17 protein-coding genes are annotated in these 25,658 nt (G+C 52.6%); 5 read left to right on the top strand and 12 right to left on the bottom strand.

Features of this window, described 5'->3' with window-relative positions:
* Positions 1–110: 110 nt before the first annotated feature.
* The 5 genes from tri1 to pepN form a co-directional block, all read right to left on the bottom strand.
* Positions 111–1,178 carry an ADP-ribosylarginine hydrolase Tri1 gene (tri1, locus tag C7M51_RS03880; RefSeq protein WP_160620591.1) on the bottom strand — a complete coding sequence of 356 codons (1,068 nt, stop codon included), beginning with the start codon at positions 1,176–1,178 and terminating at the stop codon, positions 111–113.
* Positions 1,175–2,485: a PAAR domain-containing protein gene (locus C7M51_RS03875; protein WP_160620590.1), complete on the bottom strand. Its 1,311-nt coding sequence runs from the start codon at positions 2,483–2,485 to the stop codon at positions 1,175–1,177. The genes tri1 and C7M51_RS03875 overlap by 4 nt, the downstream gene beginning before the upstream one ends.
* 12 nt (positions 2,486–2,497) lie before the next feature.
* Positions 2,498–3,286, bottom strand: a complete 789-nt coding sequence (locus C7M51_RS03870) for a DcrB-related protein (protein ID WP_160620589.1) — start codon at positions 3,284–3,286, stop codon at positions 2,498–2,500.
* 1 nt (position 3,287) lies between these two features.
* A complete protein-coding gene (locus C7M51_RS03865; RefSeq protein WP_160620588.1) occupies positions 3,288–5,231 on the bottom strand; it encodes a type VI secretion system Vgr family protein in 1,944 nt (647 codons plus the stop codon).
* A gap of 350 nt (positions 5,232–5,581) precedes the next feature.
* Complete coding sequence (pepN, locus tag C7M51_RS03860) at positions 5,582–8,197, bottom strand: aminopeptidase N (RefSeq protein ID WP_160620587.1); 2,616 nt, start codon at positions 8,195–8,197, stop codon at positions 5,582–5,584.
* A 236-nt stretch (positions 8,198–8,433) separates the two neighbouring features.
* Here pepN and pncB point away from each other — a divergent pair, with 236 nt between their 5' ends.
* The 4 genes from pncB to C7M51_RS03840 all read left to right on the top strand — a co-directional run bounded on the left by pncB (position 8,434) and on the right by C7M51_RS03840 (position 14,051).
* The gene (gene pncB / locus C7M51_RS03855; RefSeq protein WP_160620586.1) at positions 8,434–9,654 is read left to right on the top strand and encodes a nicotinate phosphoribosyltransferase; all 1,221 of its coding nucleotides are present in this window, start codon (positions 8,434–8,436) and stop codon (positions 9,652–9,654) included.
* Between the two features lie 195 nt (positions 9,655–9,849).
* Positions 9,850–11,250, top strand: a complete 1,401-nt coding sequence (asnS, locus tag C7M51_RS03850; protein WP_160620585.1) for an asparagine--tRNA ligase — start codon at positions 9,850–9,852, stop codon at positions 11,248–11,250.
* A gap of 300 nt (positions 11,251–11,550) precedes the next feature.
* Positions 11,551–12,672 carry a porin OmpF gene (gene ompF, locus C7M51_RS03845; RefSeq protein ID WP_280116108.1) on the top strand — a complete coding sequence of 374 codons (1,122 nt, stop codon included), beginning with the start codon at positions 11,551–11,553 and terminating at the stop codon, positions 12,670–12,672.
* 188 nt (positions 12,673–12,860) lie between these two features.
* Positions 12,861–14,051 carry an amino acid aminotransferase gene (locus C7M51_RS03840; RefSeq protein WP_160620584.1) on the top strand — a complete coding sequence of 397 codons (1,191 nt, stop codon included), beginning with the start codon at positions 12,861–12,863 and terminating at the stop codon, positions 14,049–14,051.
* Positions 14,052–14,105: 54 nt separating this feature from the next.
* Here the strand turns inward: C7M51_RS03840 and C7M51_RS03835 are convergent, their stop codons facing one another.
* From C7M51_RS03835 to cmoM, 7 genes are all read right to left on the bottom strand, one after another.
* The gene (locus C7M51_RS03835; RefSeq protein ID WP_160620583.1) at positions 14,106–14,735 is read right to left on the bottom strand and encodes an MBL fold metallo-hydrolase; all 630 of its coding nucleotides are present in this window, start codon (positions 14,733–14,735) and stop codon (positions 14,106–14,108) included.
* A 45-nt stretch (positions 14,736–14,780) separates the two neighbouring features.
* Complete coding sequence (gene mepK / locus C7M51_RS03830; RefSeq protein ID WP_160620582.1) at positions 14,781–15,329, bottom strand: peptidoglycan L,D-endopeptidase MepK; 549 nt, start codon at positions 15,327–15,329, stop codon at positions 14,781–14,783.
* 186 nt (positions 15,330–15,515) lie between these two features.
* Positions 15,516–17,195: a L,D-transpeptidase gene (gene ldtD, locus C7M51_RS03825; protein WP_482805586.1), complete on the bottom strand. Its 1,680-nt coding sequence runs from the start codon at positions 17,193–17,195 to the stop codon at positions 15,516–15,518.
* Positions 17,196–17,472: 277 nt separating this feature from the next.
* Entirely contained in the window at positions 17,473–21,951 is a 4,479-nt protein-coding gene (mukB, locus tag C7M51_RS03820) for a chromosome partition protein MukB (protein WP_160620580.1), read from the bottom strand.
* A complete protein-coding gene (gene mukE / locus C7M51_RS03815; protein WP_160620579.1) occupies positions 21,948–22,658 on the bottom strand; it encodes a chromosome partition protein MukE in 711 nt (236 codons plus the stop codon). The genes mukB and mukE overlap by 4 nt, the downstream gene beginning before the upstream one ends.
* Positions 22,639–23,961, bottom strand: a complete 1,323-nt coding sequence (mukF, locus tag C7M51_RS03810) for a chromosome partition protein MukF (protein ID WP_160620578.1) — start codon at positions 23,959–23,961, stop codon at positions 22,639–22,641. Before mukF ends, mukE begins: the two co-directional genes overlap by 20 nt.
* Positions 23,958–24,743 (bottom strand): tRNA uridine 5-oxyacetic acid(34) methyltransferase CmoM, encoded by a 786-nt coding sequence (gene cmoM / locus C7M51_RS03805; RefSeq protein ID WP_160620577.1) that lies wholly within the window; start codon positions 24,741–24,743, stop codon positions 23,958–23,960. The genes mukF and cmoM overlap by 4 nt, the downstream gene beginning before the upstream one ends.
* Positions 24,744–24,868: 125 nt before the next feature.
* Between cmoM and elyC the strand changes: the two genes are divergently transcribed.
* Positions 24,869–25,642, top strand: coding sequence for an envelope biogenesis factor ElyC (gene elyC / locus C7M51_RS03800; RefSeq protein WP_160620576.1), 774 nt, complete (start codon positions 24,869–24,871; stop codon positions 25,640–25,642).
* Positions 25,643–25,658 lie beyond the last annotated feature (16 nt).

The raw sequence follows: 25,658 nt of genomic DNA, 5'->3' as shown, positions 1-25,658 counted from the left end.
AGACACAGTAAGGAATAAAGCCAGGGACGGCAATTTTTGACTTTCCGTATGGTAAATGTCCCGCCTGTGCCATCACCAACAGTAACAGGTAGCTACGCCAGACGGGTTTATTACCGCTCCTCTTCAGGAGCCTGCCTGAACAGTGCTTCTGCCATAGCGGCGATTCTTTTTTCCTGCACCAGCCTGTCGCGCCATTCCCGCGGTATCCCCGAATAACCATACAGCGCACCGGCAATCTGACCTGCCGTGGCAGCCACGCTGTCGGCGTCATCACCCAGATTCGCAGCCAGAAGAATCGCGTCGCGGAAGTTATCCGTATTCCATACCGCCCACATCGCCGCTTCAAGCGTGTCGATAACGTAGCCGCTCGAACGGATCTGATCGCGTGTTTTCTGCTTGTATTCACCTGCGTTGATGATTAATACCCTTGCGCTAAGCGGAATCGCATGGGGTGAAAAGACTTTTTCTTTTGAGCAACCATTAATCAAATAATTGATTATCAAACCTAAAAACTGACAGGAAAAGATGGACTCAACGGCACCATGCGTAGCAAGACTTTGTGTTTCAGAGTCAAAATATGTTTTCTTTAGTGAACGTCTTCTAAATATAGGCACAGGGGCCATTCTTATCAGGGCCGCATTACCTGCGGTATTTTTAGCCGTATTCCCGAACCATGAAGAACCTTGTAAAAGATATTGCTCAAGCGCATATTTTGTCGTATTGCCTATATCAAAACATCTGCCATTTGAGCTGTTTTCGCCATAATGGTACCAGCCTACCAGTTTTTCTCTGAAACAGGTGATATCCATAATGCCTTCTTGAAGATACGTCTCAGCGAGACATAAAGCCATAGAGGTATCATCAGTCCACTCACCCGCTTTGAGTTGGAAAGGCCCACCACCTACCATATCTGTAATATTTTTCTTATCGCGAGGGAGGAATTCCAGTGTCGTGCCCACCGCATCGCCAACAGCAAGCCCTACCAACGCGCCTACGGCTTTATCACAGGATTGTTCCTCAGTAAGACTACATATTACTTTTTGATCCCAGGCGTTACGGAGTTCTCCTGGACGTTCGTTATTCTCAGAATATTGCGCTCGTGCACTTACCGGTAAGTAATGATGATACCTGTCTGCATAGCGGTTAACTATTGCATCTTCTTCGTGTAGATCAATCATTCAATTTCCTTAAGTTGAATTATGATGGAACCATTTTCTTCTATTCTGTTAACAACTTCAAACTTAGTTCCTGGAGGATACAGTACTTCGGTTTCTGTTGACTTAAATGCAGACAAGAAATGAATGTTTTTACCAGATTTCCCTTCAATATTAAGTATGATGTTTCCTTTAAAAGGTTCGATAATATCTGTGCTCATGAATGCTTTATCAGCAACTATATTACCTGGTTGATAAGCATCCAATACTTCGGCAGGCAAAGTATCTATACCTCGGAAAGTTTCTCCCTCGAATACAGGTAGTTTATTCATTCCTTCTACAGCATGGTTAGCAAATGCCTCTAATTCCGGAGTCAGGGGTTTTACCCCCCTTAATGCTGGATTAATCATTTTATATCCAGCTTCAGTAGTATAGCCGTGCAAAGCACCTACTTGATCATCGCTTAATAATGCTGATATCGTAGGGTTGTATTGATCTGCAAGTTCCCTTCCTCTATTAATCCACCGACTTGCCCGATCTTTTCCTACTGCGTCAGCTAAACTCATCGTGGATTTAGGCGGAATTGCAGCAGTTTTATTGCTCCGCCAGGCATCGAACTTCATCCCGCCTTTGCTGCCCGCTGCTCCACCGACCAGGCTGCCTGCCAGCATCATCCATTTTTGTCCGTCGCTGCCCTCACCAAACAGCTTTCCGCCGAGATAACTGCCTGCATAGCCGCCGCCCATACCGCCAAGGGTGCCCAGCACCGCTATGGCAGGAGAAGCCAGCACCACCAGCGCCGCGCCGCCGATACCTAACATCGCCCAGTTAATCCATTCCGGTATTTCCGGGCTGATTTCATCCGTCTGAATCTTATCGCCGCCAATAAAAACATCAGGCGATCCGGAAAAAATTTCAGCGCTACAGGTCAGGCGATCGCCGATACGGGCTGCGGGATAGTTGTTGATAAAGACTTTTATTGACCCTTCGGCAACCCGCTGCGGGCTGCCGCTATGCTCATCGCATGCACCTGTAGACAGATGGGCACGGATAGCGGGACGATCGTTAATGTAAACATCAGGTGAACCAGAAGCCAGTTGACCAGTGGTATGACGGGGTGCCCAGGACATGCTGCCCAACAGTTCGCCCAGCCCACCGCCGGTACAGGCACCTGCCGCAACGGCTGACACAGCTACCAGCGCCGTGCCACCGGTTACCACAATCGCTGCTCCCGCCACTAACGCACCGCCGATCGCACCGGCAATCAGCCATCCTTCAGACGCTGTATGGGCTATTTCATCCTGTTCCCGTGCAGCATTAAATTCAGACACAGAGTCCTCTTCTTATTTATCTGAAATAAATCTGTTTATTTTATCAATGCTATTCAGAGCTTCTGGCCCGCTGACAGAACGGCACACGGATAACAGAGACGAGAGAGGCTGGAAATTTTCTGGCGAGGATGTCCAAAGCCCATAACGAACCGGTTCGCTGTCTACCACCGCCGCAATATGAAGCGGGTGACCGGTCGAACAATAAAAAAGATACTGCCCGTTTAATGCACGTTGTAAATTGACATGCTGATAAAGTGCCTGAACGCTTTCAAAAACATTAAGCTGGCGAAGATCGGTATCAATCACGAAAAAAATGCTTTGCGCATCCGCCGGCACAGCTTCACTAATAAAGCCATCGTTATCGTGCCGATGAAACCTGATGCTTTTTAAAATCTCAGCATATTGTTTTTGATAATAGTCAGTAAAGCTATCAGGACAAGAGCCAATATAGCTAATCATCTTTTTTCCTGCCGGTTTATCATCCAACAAAACGACGGTCTGTTTCTGCCACACCTGCGCATTATTGCTTTCAAAATGATAAAAAATTTCAGCGGCGGGCATTCCATCAATGACGGTCATGACCGAGGAAATGAGCTTGAATTTTGGTACGGTTATTTCCAGTTCTTTTAACAGACGCGCAGCGACACCCTGCACTTTATCATCAAACTTTGCCGTCCCCCGTGAAACCACAAAACTAAAATCGCTGGCGCTGTTTTCGCTAAGGACAAAAAGATTCATCGTTCTGTCTTTATAAATATCAGGGATCTCCAGCATGGCTTCCTGCAACCTGAATATTGCCATATTATTTTCCTTGTTCAGCACCAGACACAAACAAACTGTCCAGATCGGACTTTATTCTTTCCTGATGTGTAGTTCCGGGCGCAATGGTTTCAGCACCACCGTCCGCAGGATTAAGATGTAATTCACCGTTCGTTGTATTAATTTGCCCATCTTTTTCTACGGTAATATTAAAATTAACGCCTTTAATATTGATATTGCCGTCTGAAGTTAGTTCTATCACGCTTTTGCCACACTCCAGACGGATCGCCTCTCCCGATCCTATGGTAAAACGCTCCACGGCATTGACCGTACACGTCTTGCCCGTTAAAGAAGTGCTGTGACCTTTAACACCTGTCACCCTGTCCTGAACAATGCGCTGTTTCTCATTTTTGCCAACAAATCGGGTGTTATTTTTTTTAATCACCATGCTGGCATCATTCTTCACATTCACATCCAGATTACGCTCCGCCTGTAGCCACACCTGCTCCGCTCCCGCCCTGTCCTCAAAGCGCAGCGCGTTGGCGTTATCAGGCGTGCCATCCTTCGTACGGCTCAGAAAACCCATCTGCGTCGCCGCGCCCGGCAGCGACCACGGCGGCATGCTGCCCTCGTTGTACACCCGTCCCGTCACTATCGGACGATCCGGGTCGCCGTTGATGAAATCGATCACCACCTCATCGTTCACCCGCGGTATCTGCACCCCGCCGTAGCCCTGGCCCGCCCACGCGCTCGATACCCGCACCCAGCACGAGCTGGTTTCATCGCCCTTCGCCAGCCGGTCCCAGTGGAACTTTACCTTGACGCGCCCGTAGCGGTCGGTGTGGATGGATTCCCCCTTCGGCCCCACCACCCGCGCCGTCTGCGGCCCGTGCGTTTTCGGCCACGGCGTCGTCGGCTCCGGGCGGAATACCACCTCCGCCGGCAGCACCCGGAACGTTATCTCATGCAGCGTGCTGCCCTCCCCGCCGCTGGCGTAGCGGTTCTCCTCCAGCCGGTAGTCCGCGCTCAGCGTCAGGTACTGCCCGTTGTCGCCGACGTGCGGGGCGTTACGCAGCCTGAAGGTGTACCCCGGTGCGATACCCAGCGCCGTGCCCTTTCCGCTTATCTGCCGGTGCGCCGCCTGCCACTCCTCCTGGCGCACGCGCACATATTTCTCACCCTGCGCGTGCTCCACAAAGCGCCCCGGCCACTCAAACACCTCGGTCTGTCCCGGCTGCGGTGCCGCCGGGTTCTGCCGCGCCTGCAACAGCCACGCATACGGCTTGCGAAAATCATAGTCGTCGATGCTGTACAGCCCCGGCGTCACCCGGTCCTCCAGCGCCCAGTGGCTGACGCCCTGCTCGCCGGTGACCCCGCCGCTGCCGGTCACGTGATAAGCGATGGTTTCATAGCCGGGGAAAGGCTCGTGCGCCTCCGGCGCGTCCGACAGCACCATGATGTGCCGCTCCGCCTCGTGACGGAACCAGTAATAAATCCCTTCCAGCTCCATCAGGCGGCTGATGAAGGCGAAGCTGCTCTCCTGGTACTGCACGCAGTATTCCCATACGCGGTAGCTGCCAGTAAGCCGGTCTTCCACCTGCACATGATATTCCGCCAGCAGCTGATGAATAATCTGCACCGCCGTCTGCTCCTGAAAGATGCGCGAGTTTTTGTCGCGCTTCATCGGCCACAGGTCCGGCTCAATGGTCAGCTTATAGACGGCGTAACGCGTACCGCCCAGCTCTTCGCTGTGCACCGCCACGCGGGTAATTTTACCGTTAAGGTAACGCACGCCGCCGGAGAGCAGCAGGCCGGTGGGGATGGCGAGCGTCAGCGGCTGACCCAGCAGCGTGTGGCGCTCAACGCGCGCGTCAGTACCGAGCAGGGTGACGTTCAGGGCAAAAGGCTGCGATAAGGCTTCGCGGCCTTCCAGCTTCCAGAAAAGCAGTCCCTCCACCGGCAGCGTGGCGGTAATACGGTTCAACATAGATAAATTCCATTTTCAGAATCACGGGTGGTATCAGGTAATTAGTTAATATACTAAATATTAATCAGATCAATTTAAATGCTAACTTTTATCTGAATAGAGCTGTGTTAATTCTCACCATAATTAATGGCTTTGTCATTATCTAATCTGCTAATATCATTAAATGAATAATGCATAATTAAATATAAAATAATTAGCTACGCATTTTTATCAATTATGGAATACGACAAAGCAAAATCACGATGGGAGATAATGATAAAATGAAAAAAGGTTCATCATTAAATAATGAACCTTTATAATTAATCAACCAATTAATCTTTATCCGCAGATTACGGATAAAGATTCTTTCCTCAGGCGCTTAACGCTTTGCTAATTTTTTCATACAGATCGCCGGAAAGTTTCTCCAGCCCCTGTAACTCTTCCAGCGCCTCGCGCATCATCCGCTGGCGATCCGCATCATAACGTTTCAGGCGGATCAGCGGCTCGATCATCCGTGCAGCAACCTGCGGGTTACGACGGTTAAGATCGGTCAGCATCTCTACCAGGAAACGGTAACCGCTGCCATCTTTCGCATGGAAAGCCGCCGGGTTAGCTGAGGCGAAAGCGCCAATTAATGAACGGATACGGTTCGGGTTGCTCATGCTGAAAGAGCGATGCTGCAGCAGTTCGCGTACGCGCATTAGCACGTCCGGTGCCGGGCTGGTGGCCTGTAACGTAAACCATTTGTCCATCACCAAACCATCCTGATGCCAGCGATCATCCCATTCGCGCAGCATTTCATCGCGACAATCCAGCTGCGCCATGACCGCTGCCGTCAGCGCTGCCAGCGCATCGGTCATATTATTCGCCTGCTGATATTGTGCCTGCACCAGGCTGTTGGCCTGTTTCGCATCGCCCAGCGCCAGATAGCTCAGACAAACATTTTTCAGGGCGCGTTTGCCAATGTCGCTATGCTCAACGCGGTACTCCGGCGTCTGATAAGCGCGATAAACCGCCAGCCACTCGTCAGCCAATTCCACGGCCAGGGTACGCATTAGTGCGTCACGCACGGCGGCGTTGGCTTCCGGATCGATAATATCAAACAGGGCGGCAATCTCATTTTCATTCGGTAGGGTCAGGATCAGCGCCATCAGCGCCGGATCGCTGTGCTCATCCAGCAGCACCGCACGGAACGCATCGGCCACATGCAGCGGCAGCGACAGCGGTTGTCCCTGCTGATAGCGCGCCACGTTGAGTTTAATGTGGGTAGCCAGCAGGCTTTGCGCCGCATCCCAGCGCGAGAAATCGTTGCGCGCATGACGCATCAGGAACGTCAGCTGCGCGTCACTCCAGCTGTAATCGAGCTTAACCGGCGCTGAAAACTCGCGCAGCAGCGACGGCACCGGCTGTTGAGGCACATTATCGAAGATAAAGGTCTGGAACTCTTCGGTCACGTTCAGCACATGATGCACCGGCTCGCCGTTATGCTGTAACGCAATCGGTTCGCCTTTATCATCATAGAGCTCGATATCAAGCGGAATATGCAGCGGCAGCTTTTCATGTTGATCGGCAGTCGGCGGCGTAGCCTGGGTAACGTGCAGCGTATACTGCTCCAGCTCCGGGTTATAGTCATCGCGTACGGTCAGCACCGGCGTACCCGACTGGCTGTACCAACGGCGGAACTGAGTTAAATCGATATGGGAAGCATCTTCCATCGCCTGCACAAAATCGTCGCAGGTGGCGGCGCTGCCGTCATGACGCTGGAAATAAAGCTGCATCCCCTTCTGGAAGTTTTCTTCACCCAGCAGCGTATGCATCATGCGGATCACTTCCGATCCCTTCTCATACACCGTCAGGGTATAAAAGTTATTCATCTCGATGACGCGATCGGGACGGATCGGGTGCGCCATCGGGCTGGCATCTTCCGCAAACTGCGCGCCACGCATCACGCGCACATTATCGATGCGGTTAACCGCACGCGAGCCGAGATCGGAGCTGAACTCCTGATCGCGGAATACCGTCAGCCCTTCTTTCAGGCTGAGCTGGAACCAGTCACGGCAGGTTACACGGTTGCCGGTCCAGTTATGGAAATATTCGTGACCAATAACCGCTTCAATGCCGAGATAATCTTTATCGGTGGCGGTTTCCGCCTTCGCCAGCACATATTTAGAGTTAAAGATATTTAAACCTTTATTCTCCATCGCGCCCATATTGAAGAAATCCACCGCGACGATCATAAAGATGTCGAGATCGTATTCCAGCCCGAAGCGCTCCTCGTCCCACTTCATACTGTTTTTTAGTGAGGTCATCGCCCAGTCGGCACGATCGAGGTTACCGCGATCGACATAGATTTCCAGCGCCACATCACGGCCGGAGCGGGTGGTAAAGCTGTCGCGCAGCACGTCGAAATCACCGGCCACCAGCGCAAACAGGTAACAGGGTTTCGGGAACGGATCCTGCCACTTGATCCAGTGACGTCCATCGTCCATCTCTCCGGCATCGATGCGGTTGCCGTTAGAGAGCAGGAACGGATAGCGTGCGCGATCGGCAATCAGCGTGGTGGTAAAGCGGGCCAGCACGTCGGGGCGATCCAGATACCAGGTAATATGACGAAAGCCTTCAGCCTCGCACTGGGTGCAGAGACCGTCGCCGGACTGATAAAGGCCTTCCAGGGCGGTATTGGCGTCGGGATGAATATCATTGACGATAGTCAGCGTAAAGTTTTCCGGCAGGTTGTTAAGAACCAGCGCCCCCTCTTCCTGCTGATAATCCGGCCACGGACGCTCATCCACCAGCAGCGAAACCAGCGTTAAATCGCCGCCATCGAGACGCAGCGCGGCCTGACTGTCACCGAGACGTTTTACTTTACTGACCGCCGTTACCCGCGTCGTGCTGGCGTCGAGGTTAAAGGTCAGATCGATATCGGTAATGGTGTAATCTGGCGCACGGTAGTCATGGCGGTACTTCACTTGTGGCTGTTGCGTCATACATTCTTCTCGCGTCTACAATGGTTTAACCGCTAAGTCTATTCTGGTTGCGTCCGGCTTGCCACGTCGAAACGGCGCTTTTCGCAGTTAATGCTACATACCTTTTACCCTGACCTATTTCTCCTCGACCTTTCCCCCGGTTTTATGCTGTGATCGGCTTCTATTAATCTGTCGGCAGGTTATACTTTTCGTCCTGAAGATCTGTTTACACCCACGGAAACGCCCCGCGCGAGAGGATGCTGAAACGCACCATGACACGATACGCTTCCCCGATTTTGACCACGATGCTTGATACCGATGCTTATAAGCTGCATATGCAACAGGCTGTTTTTCATCGCTATCACAACGTGACCGTTACCGCAGAGTTCCGTTGCCGGGGCGACGATCTGTTAGGTATCTACGCCGATGAGATTCGCGCTGAGATTGCCCATATGCAGCATCTGGCGCTGAGTGCAGAGGAATACGCTTATCTGGCGAGCCGTCCTTTCTTTAAGCAGGACTATCTCGACTGGCTGAAAACGTTTCGTTATAACCCTGAACAGGTGCGGGTTCGCAATCACGGCGGCAAACTGGATATCCGTATCAGCGGCCCATGGCGTGAAGTAATCATGTGGGAAGTTCCACTGCTGGCGTTGATCAGTGAAGTGGTTCACCGTCACCGTTCACCACAGGCGACGCCGGCAATGGCGGTTGAACGCCTGCTGGAGAAAATCAGCGATTTCAGGGAGCGCACGCAGGATGTCGATCTTACCCGCTTCAGCCTGATGGATTTCGGTACCCGCCGTCGCTTTTCCCGCGACGTACAGTTTGCCATCGTCAGCACGCTGAAAAGCGATTTCCCCTGGCTGGTAGGATCGAGTAATTACGATATCGCCCGTCAGCTCAGTATTACGCCGGTCGGCACTCAGGCGCATGAATGGTTTCAGGCGCATCAGCAAATTAGTCCGGTGCTGGCAAACAGCCAACGCGCAGCGCTACAGGCCTGGCTGGATGAATATGACGATAAACTCGGCATCGCTCTGACCGACTGCATCACAATGGATGCTTTTCTGCGCGATTTCGGCCCCGGTTTTGCCAGTCGTTATCAGGGGCTGCGTCACGACTCCGGCGATCCGGTCGAATGGGGAGAAAAGGCGCTGGCGCACTACCGAAAGCTGGAGATCGATCCGCACAGCAAAACGCTGGTCTTCTCCGACAATCTTGATTTCAACAAAGCCATCGACCTTTATCGCCACTTCGGTCAACGTACCAACGTTGTTTTTGGCATCGGCACACGTTTAACGTGCGATATTCCACAGGTTAAGCCGCTGAATATTGTGATTAAGCTGGTGGAGTGCAACGGAAAACCGGTCGCCAAGCTTTCTGACAGTCCGGGAAAAACCATTTGTCAGGATAAAGCCTTCGTGCGCGCCCTGCGTAAAGCCTTCGATTTGCCCCTGGTAAAAAAAGCCAGCTAATCTATCGCGCCAGCCCAATTTTCCGCTGTGCTGGCGCAGTTATCCCCTCTTCCGGTCGCATAAACCACGAAATAAAGAGAAAACTCTCCCGTAGCGATGAATTCTGCTTGTGTCCTGACGGACGGCAAGTAACATAGATTAGCCCTAAATTCGGGGTTAACCTGTTTATTTTCGAACTAATAAAGAGAGAACTTTATGAGCGTAGTGCCTGTAGCGGACGTACTGCTCGGCCAGGTTGCGGTAGGCAGCGATGTCACCGTGCGCGGTTGGGTGCGTACCCGAAGAGATTCAAAAGCCGGTATTTCCTTTGTCGCCGTGTATGACGGCTCCTGCTTTAATCCCGTTCAGGCTGTCGTCAATAATTCTCTGCCTAATTACCAGAGCGAAGTGCTGCGTTTAACTACCGGTTGTTCCGTTATTGTGACGGGCAAAGTGGTTGAATCTCCGGGCCAGGGACAGAGTTTTGAGATTCAGGCGACTGCAATTGAAGTGGTAGGCTGGGTGGAAGATCCCGATACTTACCCGATGGCGGCGAAACGTCACAGCATCGAATATCTGCGTGAAGTTGCGCATCTGCGCCCGCGTACCAACCTGATCGGCGCTGTTGCGCGCGTTCGCCATACGTTGGCCCAGGCGCTGCACCGCTTTTTCCATGAAAACGGCTACTTCTGGGTTTCTACTCCACTGATCACCGCGTCCGATACCGAAGGCGCTGGCGAAATGTTCCGCGTATCCACGCTGGATTTGGAAAACCTGCCGCGTGATGCACAGGGCAAAGTCGATTTTAATGAAGATTTTTTCGGCAGAGAAGCGTTCCTGACGGTATCTGGTCAGCTTAATGGCGAAACCTACGCATGCGCCCTGTCAAAAATTTATACCTTCGGCCCGACTTTCCGCGCTGAAAACTCCAATACCAGTCGCCACCTGGCTGAATTCTGGATGCTGGAGCCAGAAATTGCTTTTGCTTCGCTGGATGATGCGGCTGATCTGGCGGAAGCGATGCTGAAATATGTCTTTAAGGCTGTGCTGGAAGAACGCGCGGACGATATGGCGTTCTTTGCTGAACGCGTAGACAAAGAAGCGATCTCTCGCCTGGAAAAATTTGTTACGGCCGATTTTGCGCAAGTTAATTATACCGACGCGATTGATATCCTGCTCGCCAGCGGTCAGAGCTTCGAAAATCCGGTTAAATGGGGCATCGATCTCTCTTCCGAACATGAACGCTACCTGGCGGAGAAACATTTCAAAGCACCGGTGGTGGTCAAAAACTATCCGAAAGATATTAAAGCGTTTTACATGCGTCTTAATGACGACGGTAAAACCGTGGCCGCGATGGATGTTCTCGCGCCAGGCATCGGCGAGATTATCGGCGGATCGCAGCGTGAAGAACGTCTTGAAGTACTGGATCAGCGCCTGAATGAAATGGGCCTGAATAAAGAAGATTATTGGTGGTATCGTGACCTGCGCCGTTACGGCACCGTACCGCATTCCGGTTTCGGCTTAGGGTTTGAACGTTTAATCGCCTATGTTACCGGCGTACAGAATGTCAGGGACGTTATTCCCTTCCCACGCACGCCTCGCAACGCCAGTTTCTAAAATTCCGCATTAAATATAAGAAATTCATATATCTACAAAGGCTGACTACGTCAGCCTTTTTTTATTTTTTTAAATTTTGAATTCTCTCACAAAGTTCCCTGATTTTTACATTTTGTAATATATATTTTCTTCTTGAAACTACTATTAGGGTTTAGTAGCATTTTCGAGGTAGAATTACCTGGCTGTGAATGGAAAGATGCCAGCAGACACAGGAAGACACCAAACTCTGATCAGGTATTTGTAAAGAATTCTTGACGGCAGTGGCAGGTGTCCAAATAACTCCGATGAGGGTAATAAAAAATGATGAAGCGCAATATTCTGGCAGTGGTTATCCCCGCTCTGTTAGCTGCCGGAGCAGCAAATGCGGCCGAAATCTATAATAAAAACGGCAACAAACTGGACCTGTACGGCAAAGCTGTAGGTCTGCATTATTTCTCTGATAACGACGGCTACGCCAGCGATGGCGATAAAAGCTATGTTCGTTTCGGTTTTAAAGGCGAAACGCAGATTAACGACCAGCTGACCGGTTATGGTCAGTGGGAATACAACGTACAGGCTAACCGTTCTGAAGGCGGCAACGACGTTCAGGAAGGCAACAAAACCCGTCTGGGTTTTGCTGGTCTGAAATTCGCTAACTACGGCTCATTCGACTACGGTCGTAACTATGGCGTCGTTTACGATGCAATGGGCTGGACCGATATGCTGCCGGAATTCGGTGGTGATTCCGCTTACTCAGACAACTTCTTCGTAGGCCGCAGCAATGGCCTGGCAACCTACCGTAATACCGATTTCTTCGGCCTGGTTGAAGGCTGGAACTTCGCTTTACAGTATCAGGGTAAAAACGACGATGGCGTAAACGCTAACAGCCGCGGTATTCAGCAGGCTAACGGCGACGGCTACGCAATCTCTACCACCTATACCTCACCGATCGGCCTCGGCTTCGCCGCTGGCTACGGTTCTGGCGACCGTACCAACGGCCAGCAGAACTCTTACTTCGGTAACGGCGGTGAGCGTGCTGAGCAGTGGGCTGCTGCGGTGAAATATGACGCCAACAACATCTACCTGGCGGCAATGTATAGCGAAACCCGTAACGCAACCTACATTGAAGACAAAACCACCGGTAACCTGACCTCCGGTAACGTTGGCTTCGCGAACAAAACCCAGCAGCTGGAACTGGTTGCACAGTATCAGTTCGACTTCGGCCTGCGTCCGTCCGTGGCATACGTTCAGTCCAAAGCGAAAGATGTTGAAGGCATCGGCGATGTGGATCTGGTCAAATATTTTGAAGTGGGCGCAACCTACTACTTCAACAAAAACATGTCCACCTACGTTGACTACATCATCAACCAGATTGATGACAACAACCGTCTGGGCCTCGGCTCTGGCGACACCGTTGCACTGGGTCTGGTTTACCAGTTCTAAGTTAGCGTGATAGCGAGCGGGTTGACTCTGCTCGATACAGACAACGGGGCCTTTGGCCCCGTTTTTACTTCTTCTTTTTCAATCCCAAACCTACCGCTTTCTTTTTCTCGCAAACGGTTGGCATTTAAACATTCTGGCGTTAACCTGAAGCCTCTTTTCGCTTGTTTCGAAGCTTACGGACCTCTCATATGTTTGAAAATATTAGTGCTGCACCCGCCGATCCTATCCTCGGCCTAGCCGATCTTTTCCGCGCTGACGATCGCCCGAATAAAATTAATCTTGGTATTGGCGTCTATAAAGATGAAACCGGACAGACGCCGGTGCTGACCAGCGTGAAAAAGGCTGAACAGTATCTGCTGGAAAATGAAACCACTAAAAACTATCTCAGCATTGATGGCCTGGCCGATTTTGCCCGCTGTACTCAGGTTCTGCTGTTTGGTCACGACAACGCCATTATTAGCGAAAAACGTGCCCGCACGGCACAAACGCCTGGCGGAACGGGCGCACTGCGCGTAGCCGCTGACTTCCTGGCGACGCAAACTACGGCAAAGCGTGTCTGGATTAGCAATCCCAGCTGGCCGAACCACAAAAACGTTTTTAGCGCAGCGGGCCTGGAGGTTTGTGAATATCACTATTATGACGCTGAAAACCATCAGCTCGATTTCGACGCCATGCTGGTCAGCCTGCGCGGCGCTAAAGCAGGCGACGTAGTGCTGTTCCACGGCTGCTGCCATAACCCAACCGGCATCGATCCCACTGCCGAACAGTGGGCGCAGCTGGCCGAGCTGTCGAAGGCAAGTGGCTGGCTGCCGCTGTTCGATTTTGCCTATCAGGGTTTCGCTCGTGGTCTGGAAGAGGATGCTGAAGGGCTGCGTATTTTCGCTGCCAGTCATGGCGAGTTACTTATTGCCAGCTCCTACTCAAAAAACTTTGGCCTGTACAACGAGCGTGTAGGCGCTTTTACCCTGGTCGCAGCCGATAGTGTCGTCGCCGATACCGCGTTCAGCCAGGTAAAATATACTATTCGCGCCAACTACTCTAACCCACCGGCACACGGCGCTGCTGTGGTCGCCACTATCCTGAGCAATGATACGCTGCGCGCTATCTGGGAGCAGGAGCTGACCGATATGCGCCAGCGAATTCAGCGCATGCGTCAGTTGTTCGTTAATACCCTGCAAGAAAAAGGTGCCAATCGCGATTTCAGCTTTATTATTCGCCAAAACGGTATGTTTTCATTCAGCGGGCTGAATAAAGATCAGGTTGTTCGCCTGCGTGAGGAATTTGGTATTTACGCGGTTAATTCAGGACGTATTAACGTGGCGGGTATGACACCGGACAACATGGCCGCACTCTGCGAAGCCATCGTAACGGTTTTATAAGTCGTTAATGCGCATTAAAAATGGGCCGAATGGCCCATTTTTGTTTCCGCTATATCAGTTTAAAAATGGATTACTGATGCGCTCGCGTCCCAGCGTAGATACCGGACCGTGGCCTGGAATAAAAGTAACGTTATCACCGAGCGGCAACAGTTTATTTTTAATGGCGTCAATCAGTGCTTCATGGTTTCCCTGAGGGAAATCCGTACGCCCAACGCCCCCGTTAAAAATAACGTCGCCTGAAAATAGCAGGCGTCCGGCCCGATGAAAGAAAACGATATGGCCCGGTGTATGTCCGGGGCAATGCAGCACTTCCAGCGTAGACTGACCTACCTGTACGGTCTCCCCTTCTTCCAGCCAGCGATCGGGCGTAAAGGGCGCGCATTCAGTTAACCCAAACATCTGACTCTGCACCGGTAATGCATCCAGCCAGAACGCATCCTGCTTTTGCGGACCAACAATCGATACGCCATAATGCGCTGCCAGTTCTACCGCCGCACCAACATGATCAAGATGACCATGCGTCAGCAGCACGGCCTTAACCTGCACATTTTGCGTCTCAACCTGCTGTTTAATCCGCTCCGCATCGCCGCCAGGATCGATTAACGCCGCCTCACGTGTTTCATTACACCAGATTAACGAACAGTTTTGCGCGAAGGCCGTTACGGGGATAATAAGGTAATCCATAATGCTCCGTTATCAGCGACCAACGGTCGCCAGTATAGCGCTCTGTTACCAGGTTCTTACCGGCCCGGTATCAATATGCACGAAGTTGCTACGTGGGTAATATCCTACACCACCGGCACGCATTTTTAGCGCCGCCTTACGAATATTACTTAACGATATGCCTTCAATATGGAAATCCATCGCCTGCCCCAGCGTGTGATAGCTATGCTTGGCTACGCCGCCTCCTTTTTCCCGCAACATATTGTTGGTGGCAAGCGAACGATAACCGGAAATAAGCTGAACGGGTTTACGATTTTCAAGCATTGCCTGCAGGCGATAAAGCTGATCGAATAATTTCGGATCGATACTTTTAATTTTATTAGCCCGATAATCACGGAAAAAGTAGTTTAACCGCGCCAGCTCTTCCTGATCGTAGTTTTTACCATTAAAGAACTCGGTTTTCAGGGTTTCGCCCGTATGAAGATTATTAAGCGTTAGAATACGTGGACGAGACGTTGACACTGAGGCAAAAGCTGAGTCTGGAAGCAGCGCAAGCCCTGCTGCCGCTCCACCAAAAACCAGCAGCTTACGACGTTGAGAATCAATATTAGCCATAAAATGCGTTTACCTACGAAAAGAAAGCGAAGCGTGCAAAAAGCATACAAGCCCGCACCATAACCGCCGTTTTTGTTAACGTCAAGCTGCCAAACCACAGTAATGTGAGGAACAACGTAAATAGCGGGGATACAGGGGCTGCCTGGCGGGGCAGGCAGCCCAATAAAAACCTTACAAAATCAAAGGCTAAAGCAGCAATTTAACCGCCTGTGTCAGGATGCGTGTCCCCGACTGAGCGGTAGTATCGTAATTGTAAATATCTGTACGAAACTGTGTCTTTCCGTCATCAGCTACCCAGGCCGTTAAATAGAATAAATTAACCGGAATATGATGTCGTATCGGCACATAGCGCGTATCTCCCTGTTTAAGGGAGCTGGAGATTCGTGCGTCATTCCAGCCGGCATCCTGCAACAGCAGGTTTGCCAAATCCGACGCTTTATTTACCCGCACGCAGCCGGAGCTTAAAGCACGAATATCTTTCTGGAACAGACCATGATTGGGCGTGTCATGCAGATAGATCGCATCGGAACTGGGCATATTGAATTTGAAACGCCCCAGCGAGTTGCCAGCGCCCGGTGCCTGACGCAGCCGATAAGGGAAATTATCTGCCGAGACCATGTTCCAGTTAATCATGCTGGGATCGATAACCTCGGCCTGACTGCTCCAGCCTGACAGCAGCGTATAGCCATGTTTATACAAATAGGAAGGATCGCGCTTCACTTTGGGAATGATATCCTGACGCACCAGCGAGGTAGGAACATTCCACGGCGGATTGAGCACGACGTTGTTTAATGCGCTGCGCATCAGCGGCGTTTTACGATCGGGACGCCCGACAATCACGCGCGACGACAAGATTTTATTGCCATCGGCATAATAGACCAGGGAATAGTTTGGAATATTCACCATGATGCCGTTACGCATATCATCCGGCAGCAGACGCAAACGCTGTATATTCAACGCTAATAGCGAAGCACGTAGCTGGGGTGAAACATTCAGCCATTCACGTGTACGTGGGCCGATTGCGCCATCGGCATCCAGCCCCTGCCAGCGCTGAAAACTTTTTACCGCTTCCACCAGCTCCGGTCCGTAGAGATTATCGCTACTGGCGACCGGCTGTGAAGCAGCCACGTTTCCGGGATTTTCCGGCGTTGCTGCTGGCAGATCGATAACATTTGCCGCTGAAGGGCTAACGGCTACCGCCTGCGTATCATCACTCAGAGGATGCGTATCAGCGGAGGCAGTATCCTCATTCGGCGCTGGCGTGTCGTGCTGTGTAAACATGCCGGTGCGCTGCAAGATTTCTCTTAGCGCCGGCACATCATCGCTAACCTGTCCCGGACGCAGCGTCTGCTTATTCTTCAGCTGTGGCCAGGGATGCGTATCCGCCAGCAGCGTTTTGAGCGCTTTATGCATCGGTGCGTATTGCGGATGCTGCGGTGCCAGCGAGTGAACAAAAGTTGCAGCATGGCCGTTATCAACGGCGGATATCCACTGGTTAGTGACCGACATCGGCGGCAACGCCATTTTATAAGGCACCTGACTATAGAGCCAGATCTCCCCCTGTTTCGGCACGCTGCTCACAAACTGCAAATAGCCGAGCATGGCATCCGATAAGATAATATCGCGCGCCATGCCGGTAATTTCAGGATCGGTTAGCTGCTGTACCCACTGAGTAAACTGAGGCTGGATACCTGAAAGCGCAATTTCAGCCAGCTGCTGCTGAAACTGCTGAACCGCCTCCCGATCCTGCCACAGCGGTTGCATATGGCGCGTGGCATAGAGCGATGCCAGCGTTCCACTGTAGAAAGGTTTTACACCCTGCGGTAGCGCAGCCAGAATTTCCTGCTGCCCTGCAGCGGCGCTCATGGTTTTATGCGTCGCATGTTCCGGTACGGGCGTAGTTATCGCCGCTTCAGCCGTACATACCTGTACCAGGCTGATGGCAACCGCCCAGGCCAGCGCTGTTCTTCTAACGATATAAAAATCTGCCAGCAACATCCTTGCCCCCTGCCTGTTTTATCTCCGGTTAACGAACCGTCAAGACTGTTAATTATTATAATAAGTATATAAACGAACAACGGCATTTGTCTTATAGAGCAAATGCCGTTGGCTAGATTAAACGTGAAGCAACAATTTTACTACATCAGACCTGCGTTTTTTCATCCTCCGGCTGGTCCTCTTCTGCTTCACGCTGGCTGCTACCCGGCAGCGGATCGGCAGAGAAACCGCGCAATCCGACAACGTGCACGTGCTCCGTATTATTAAAGACTTTACGCACCAGCTTATAGGTCGTGCCTTTTTCCGGGCTGATATTTTCCGGCGCAGCGATAATCAGCTGCATTCCCAGGCGCTCGCAAAGTTCAAACAGCGTAGCGATAGATTTAGCATCAAGTCGCGCTGCCTCATCAAGGAACAGCAGACGACACGGGCTGATATCTTTACCACGCAGGCGTCGCGCCTCTTCCTCCCAGCTCTGCACCACCATAACGAGGATTGACATACCGGTACCAATGGCCTCACCGGTTGACAACGCCCCGCTTTCAGCACGCAGCCAACCATCAGAACCACGGTTTACCTCAACTTCCATTTCCAGATAGTTGCGGTAGTCGAGCAGCTCCTCACCGATAGTTTGCGCAGTACGCTGTCCCATATCGATTTGCGGATTCAGGCGCTGCCAGAGCTTCGCCAGCGCTTCAGAGAAGGTCAGACGGTTACTGTTAAACAGATCCTGGTGCTGCTCATGTTGTTCAGAAAGCACGTCTAACAGCGTTGAATGGCTTTCGCGTACGTTAACGTTCAACCGCACGCTACGCACCTGACCAAAGCTGACGCTTTGCAGCCCCTGGTTGAGCTGGCGAATACGGTTCTGCTCGCGCTGGATGGTTTTGCGAATGATATTCGCCACGCTGCGTGAACTGATCGCCAACATTTTTTCACGCGCGGTCAGTTCCTCGGTCAGTCGGCTCAGCTCGATCTCCATCTGCTCGATAGCTTCAACCGGATCGTCAGTACGGATAATATCCTGACGGATACGTTCGCGCAGATGCTGATAGACCGCGATAAAGAACTGAATTTTGCGTTCCGGACGCTTCGGATCTTCAGACAGACGCAGCACATCGCGCAGATGCTCGTTATCGGCAACCGCCAGACGCAGCGCACCCAGCGCCTTATCCGACATTGAACGCAGCTCATCGCCGCCAAGATAGGCAAGTTCACGACGATGCAGGCGACGTTCAACGCCGTTATCTTTCACCATGCGCATTACCGCACACCAGCCCGCCTTGGCGCTGACCACCTGCTCGCGACTGATATGATAATCACGTTCCAGGCGGCGCAATTTTTTCTGCAGGCCATCCATTTCCGCCTCGCAGAAGGTCAGCTGTTTTTCCAGCTGATTACGGCGAGAACGGTTATGGCTAAGGGCGTTATGCAACTCGTCGCGACGAATTCTGGCGCGTTCTTCCGCGCTGGCATCCGCCTGTACGCCGATATCCTGCATCTCTTGCTGCAACTCTTTCAGCATGTCGCGTTTAGCGTCATAGGCGCTTTTCAGCGACGCCAGCACCTGAGAGTATTGCGTCAGTTTGGCCTGATGTTCACGCAGCTGTTCGCGCGCTCTGGTGCGATCGGCCTCGGCATGTTCCAGACGCTGACGTAATTTTTCATTCAGATCGCTGGTACCGGTAAGCATCCCGGCAGAGTCAACATAGCTAAAGTGTGCGCGGCGCTGCACCACTTCAGTGATGGCAAACGCCTGCTGACGCGCCTCGCGCTGCGCCTGCTGCGCCTGCTGATAATCCGCTTTCAGCTGTTCATGCTGTTGCGGATCGCTTTGCAACACGCTCAACAGCGGCTCAAGGCGAGCCAGATGGCTACCGTGCTGTTGTATAAAGCGTGCCGCCTCCTGTGCCTCGCTCAGCAGTTCACGCAGTTCTTCACAGCGATCGGCCAGCGTTTCATCCAGCAGCAGATTGATACGCGGCAGCAGGCGGTTGAGCTGGGCTACGCCCTCTTTCGCCTGTTCATACTGCTGACGCTGCTGCTGATTTTCACTTTCGTGCACGTTCAGGGCGCGTTCGATTTCACCACGGCGCGTATTCAGCTGGCGAATCTGCGCCTCAGGATCTTCTTCGAACGCAACCGCCAGATGACTACCGATAAAGCGGCTGAAGGATTGATGCAGACGCTGTGTTTTCTGTACGTCAAACGAAAGCGTGGCGTAAGTTTCTGCCAGCTGTTCACGTTCGCTGTGCAGTAACTCAAGTTGTTTTTCACGAGCGGCGCGACCAAACAGCGGCACCTTCGGGAAGCGAGAATAACGCCACTGGCGATCCGCCACTTTAACCACGACCGCTTTTTCCAGCTCTTCTACGCTGAATACGCTGTCATCGAACGATTGCGGATCGCCTTCGATCAGATAGAGGTCTTCCGGACAATCTTCCAGCCCGTCCAGCTGTTCACGCACCAGCGAAAGATCGGGCACCACAATACCGTGACGTGACGGTCCATACAGCGCCGAGAAGTAAGGCGCATCTTCAAAGGTTACGTCATCATAGATTTCTGAAAGCAGCACGCCGCCGAAACGTTCTGCCAGAGCGTTCAGCCGTGGATCTTCTGCACCGCCAGGCTGGCTCAAGCGTTCAATCTGCTGTTCCGTCTCCCGCTTGCGCGCCGCTATTTCATCGCGCTCAACCGTGGTTTCACGCTCGCGCTCCAGCAGCCGCTGCATATATTCCGTCACCTGCTGGCTGTTCTCCAGCGGCTCTCCGGTTTGCTCGCTGAGCTGGGTCAGGATCTCCTGTGCGGCAAGCCAGTGCGGCGCACGTGCGGTCAGGTGGCTGATGCGCTCGCGCACCTGCTCCAGCTCCTGACGCATCATCATGCGCTGTTCACCCGCCTCGGCAACGCTTTGCCCCAGTTGCTGAATGCGTGCTTCCAACTCCTGTTGCAGCGCTTCCAGTTCATGAGCCTCATACTGCTGACCCTGACGCTTGCAAAATTCATTCAGCAGACGCTCGGCTTCATACTGCTCACGCAGACGCTGTTCCATTTCGGACAGGCGCATACGCAGCGAGGCAAGCTGTTCCGCCTGATGGCGCTGGTTCGCCGCATCGCGTAACAGCTCCCGCCCGGTTTGCCAGGCTTCGCTACGGCTCACCGGTCCGGCAATTTTACAAACCAGCTCAAATGCCTGCTCAAACTGGCTATGTGCCGCTTCGGCCACGCTCATTTTTTGCTCAAGCATCAGCAGCGTTTCCGTTGCTTCCTGCTCGCGCGCCTGAAACGTCTCCTGCCACTCTTCGGCATTTTCAGCGCTCAGCTCCGGCAGACGACAGAGTTCCTGCGCACGCTTCAAAGCCGCCAGCGCCTGTTGATACTGGATGGCACGCGTCTGCTGTACGTCCAGTGCCTGCTGATAATCCGCCAGCTGGCTTTTCAGTTCATCAACTTCCAGCTCTGCCGCTTCACGACGCGCTTCATTTTCTTCCTGCACCTCGCGCGCTTCGGCGACGACCTCGTTTTGCTCTTCCAGCCGGTAAGTCAGCTCATCGAGATCGGCCTCATAGCGTTCAATCTTTTCCTGCTGACGTACCGCCGTCTGCACCAGATTGAGGTGATCGCTGGCGGCCTGATAATCCGTTTCCAGATCGGCTTCGGCGGCGCTGTGTTCAGCCAGCTCGCGCGCCATCTCTACGTGGCGATACTGCTCGGCGGCCAGCTGCTTGCGGCTGGCAAACAGATCGCTGCGCAGCGCCAGCGCGCCGTCCAGATGGATGCGTCGCTCGTTAGCATGGCGCATATAGTCTGCCGCCACATAGCTGGTAGCTTCAGAGATCAGGTGCTTAAACAGATCGCGATCGGATTGCGTCACGCGGATAGCTTCCAGCGTCATGCGGTTTTCACGCAGCGCGGCTTCCATATCCTGGAACGCTTTACGGACGCCGCTGTTTTCCGGCAGCAGGTAATCTCGCAGAGAGCGGGTAATGGCACTGGAAATACCACCGTAAAGCGAGGCTTCGATCAGGCGATAGAATTTACTGCGATCGCCAGCCGAGCGCAGACGTCGCGCCACAATACCCAATTCGAACATCAGGCTGTGATAATCGATAATAGAGTTGTACTGTTTGAACTGTACCCCCTCCATCGCTTCCACCCGCTCTTTCAGTTCGTTAAGCGGCAAAACGCGCGCCTGGCGCGTGCCAACCGTTTCAGTCAGCACTTCTGTCGGTTGCTGAGCACTCGGCAGGCCGTGGATGCTGAAAGGGCGAATATCTACTTTCTTATCGCGCCCGGCCACCTGCTGTAGCCGTACGCCGACAATGACTCGCTGATGGCGCGAGTTCACTACGTCAAGCACCGAGTAGCAGACGCCCGGACGCAGCTTGCCGTGTAAACCTTTATCGCGTGAACCGCTGGTTGAGCCCGCCTCGGTGGTATTACGAAAATGCAGTAACGTCAGATCGGGGATCAGCGCCGTAATAAAGGCGGCCATGGTCGTTGATTTACCGGCGCCGTTGCCGCCGGAAAGCGTCGTGACCAGGTTATCAAGTTCAAAAGTACGCGCAAAAAAACCGTTCCAGTTGATCAGCGTTAGCGAGCGAAATTTACCGCGTTCAATCATTCCTCTTCATCCTCCGCTGTCTCTGACTGGGCTTCTTCCGGGGTCTCCTGTCCTTCAACGCTGCTCTCAAGCGCTATCGCTTCACCAACGCGAATCAGGCGTAGCTGCGCCTCGCGCGGATCGTCGCCGCTGCGTACATCTGCGCCAAAGCGAAACACCGATTCCATAATGCGAAACTTACTGCTGTCGTTGCCCATAAACCACACCATACCGAGCCGACGCAGGCGGTTCAGCGAAGCGCGCATTTTTTCCTGTAGCTTCTGACGATCGAGATCGGAGCCGGTTGAACGCTGATTTACCAGCTTCAACAGCTTGCTCTCATCCGCCAGACTTAGTAGTTCATCATAGAGTTCCTGCTGGGAGAAAATGCCTTCGTTAGCCAGACGTTCCGGGCTGAGATAGAGGTAGCAGAGGATTTTTCCCACCAGCATATCCAGCTCAGAGAGCACTGAGCGAGGAATCAGCGTGGTGGAGCGCGGACGCAAATAGAAAAAACCTTCCGGCGCGCGAATTAACTCAACGTTGTAACGCGCGTAAAACTCTTCAAGATATTCCTGGTAATCCATTAAGAAGGCGTGGTTGTCCAGCTCTTCAATGCCAATATGCCGTCCCGCACGCAGCTGGCTATCCAGCGCGGGAAAAAGCGGATTCGCCAGTGCCTGGGCCAGTTTAACCGGCATCACTTGTTCAATATTTGTCGATGACATGCGCCTGCACCTTGGCTCCGTAATCATTAATGGGCTGCCATTGCGCCGGCAACCCGGAAAAATCAGCTTCCGCCACGCCTAAACGCACCGCCTGATCGACGACGATACGCGCCACGTCAAAATGGCGGGATCGTGGATACTGCGCCAGATAATCCCGCATCACCTCACCGAGGTTAAGCGGTTTATTTTCCGTTTTGTAAATCTGCAGCGCTTCTTCAATCATCGCTGCAAGCTGTTCACGGATTTCATTAAATTCTTCGTATTCCAGCTCTGAAGGCAGCTCGCCGGTCACTTCTTCGTCACGCAGCGCCATCTCATCGTCACGCATATCGAACAGGCGATCCGCGTTGGCCCAGGTCAGCGCCCAGGGCTGGTCAAAATAGTTCTGTACCGACTGACGCAGACGCTGGGCAAAAACGCGGTTTTTATCCATATCGATCGCGGTACGAATAAACTTATGCACGTGACGGTCATAACCGATCCAAAGATCGATCGCCTGTTGGCCCCAGCTAATAATGCGGTCAAGCTTGTTTTGCAGATCGAAAACCAGCTTATCGATAAAGCCTAAATCGGGGCTGTTGAGCGTGGCATCCTGGATACGCAGCAGATTGGCCTGTAGCTTATCGCCTGCGGCTTCCAGCGTATCCTGTAATTCGCGCAGCGTGCCGGAGGTTTCAGAAAGCAACATTTCACAGCTGGAAATAGCGGCGCGCCAGTCCTGATTGAGCAGCTCAGCAATATCATTTTTTACCGACTGCTGCTGCTCATCCATCAGACGCTGGGTTAAATCGATGCTGTCGAAAATCTCCGCTACCGAATACTTCAGCGGCGCGAAAACGTTACGATGCCAGTGAAATTCATCGCCATTTTCATCTGCCGCATCCGCCGCCCGCTTTAGCTCCTGCGCAACAATAGAGAGCTGCATGGAGAGACGCAGCGTAGAGAACTCCCGCTGGCGGATATAATAGTCGGTAATGCCGATGGCCAGCGGCGTCAGGCGATAGATAGCATTGCCATCCGCCAGCTCGCTGGTAAAACGGTTAAGCAGGCGCTGACGCACCATATCGTTTATCGCGTTGTTAGCACGTACCGTCACGGTTTCATGGGTTTGTTCAAACACCTTGCTGACATGGCGGAAGGCATCAATCAGTTCGCCTTCGCTCATTTCACCATCCATGCGTTCGCTGTTTAACGTGGCGATAGCCAGTAAAAAGGCCAGACGTTCGGTAGGTAACGAAACGGAAAAATCGTTTTTCCGCGCCCACGAAACCAGTTCCGGGACAGTCTGGGAAAAATCACTCATAGTCGATCCTTCTGGGCGGGTTTCCGCGCGGTAACATGGATATAGCGCCCAAGGCTGATAAAGGGCTCCTGACGGCAATATTGCGTTTCCATCGCCAGTACCCGATCGAATTCATCAATTCTTTGTTGTTTATCGTGCATGTAATCGTGAAATACCCGAATGCCGGCGCGGCGTTCAATAACAAAGCCGCATGCCTCTAACCATTGATAAACCTGCTGGGGATCGCGCGGATAATCTGGCGAAAGGGTGCGTTTTTTACGCTTCTTCATGCCTGATTCCAGCCAGCCAAAATTACCATGCGCCAGGTTCTGCAAAATAAGTCCGTGCAGGTTATAAAACATCAGCGATAATATTCCACCCGGTGCCAGCGTGTTATACAGCACTGCCAGAATCTCTTCGGGCGCAGCGACCCATTCCAGTACAGCGTGAAACAATACCAGATCTGCTGGCTTATCCAAATATTGTGCCAGCTGTTGGGCGCTAATTTGCTTAAATTCCATATTAGTCAGCACGTTCTGCTGTTCCGCATTAGCGCGTGCGCGTTGCAGCATTTCGCCGGAGATATCACACAGCAAAACCTGGTGGCCGCGCGCCGCCAGCCCGCAGGCTATTTGCCCCTGCCCACCGCCGACGTCAACAATATGCAGCGGACGGTCAGGCAGCGTAGGCAACAGCGCGTCCAGCTCCTGCCACAGGATCGCCTGACGAATTCGTCCTTTAGTGGTACCGTAAATGTTTTGCGCGAATTTATCTGCAATATCGTCAAAGTTACGATCCTGCATAGCGGCAGCTCCGGTGGATTGCGGTTCAGTAGCGCCTATTTTGTCATACCCCGGCTAAGAATGAACCTTTGATGCAAACTCTGGCTCTCGGATGATGTTTTTTCGGACAAAAGGAATCCGTAAATATGTTTTTTTCCCTGAAAAAAATCGTGGGCGGGATATTATTGCCTTTGCCACTCCTGCTTCTGCTCATGGCGACGGGTATTTTACTGCTTTGGTTCACACGGTGGCAAAAAAGCGGGAAAATCCTTATTTCTGCTGCCTGGATAATTCTTTTTGCGCTGAGCCTGCAGCCGGTAGCGGATAGCCTGCTGCAGCCGCTGGAGAAGCAGTATCCTACACGCAACGTCGCTGCGGATGTCAGTTATATCGTGGTATTAGGCGGCGGCTATACGTGGAACCCGGCGTGGGCGCCCAGCTCAAATCTGATCGGTAACAGCCTGCCGCGCGTCACTGAAGGCATAAGGCAGTGGCGTAGACATCCCGGTGCGAAACTGATTTTCACCGGCGGCGCAGCAGAAACAAATCCGGTGAGCAATGCCGAGGCGGCAGCGGCGGTAGCGCTATCGCTTGGGGTTCCGGAGACGGATATTATCCGGCTCGACTGGCCTAAAGATACGGATGATGAAGCGCGGGCGGTTAAAAAAATCGTTGGAAAGCACGCGTTTCTGCTGGTTACGTCTGCTAATCATATGCCACGCGCGATGGCCTTTTTCCATCATCAGGGATTAATGCCGCTCGCGACACCGGCCAACCAGATGGCGATTGAATCAGCGCTGAACTGGTGGGAGAAAGCGCTGCCGTCGCCGCTGTGGCTAAGCCACAGCGAGCGCGCAGTCTATGAGGGAATGGGGACCTTCTGGCAAAAACTTAACGGCAAAAACGGTACCGGGAAGTAAACCGAATCGCGCTGAC

The organism is Mixta intestinalis (assembly GCF_009914055.1).
GTDB classification, from domain to species: Bacteria; Pseudomonadota; Gammaproteobacteria; order Enterobacterales; family Enterobacteriaceae; genus Mixta; species Mixta intestinalis.
Note: the sequence above shows the minus strand (reverse complement) of the source record. Positions and strands in the feature narration are given on the sequence as shown.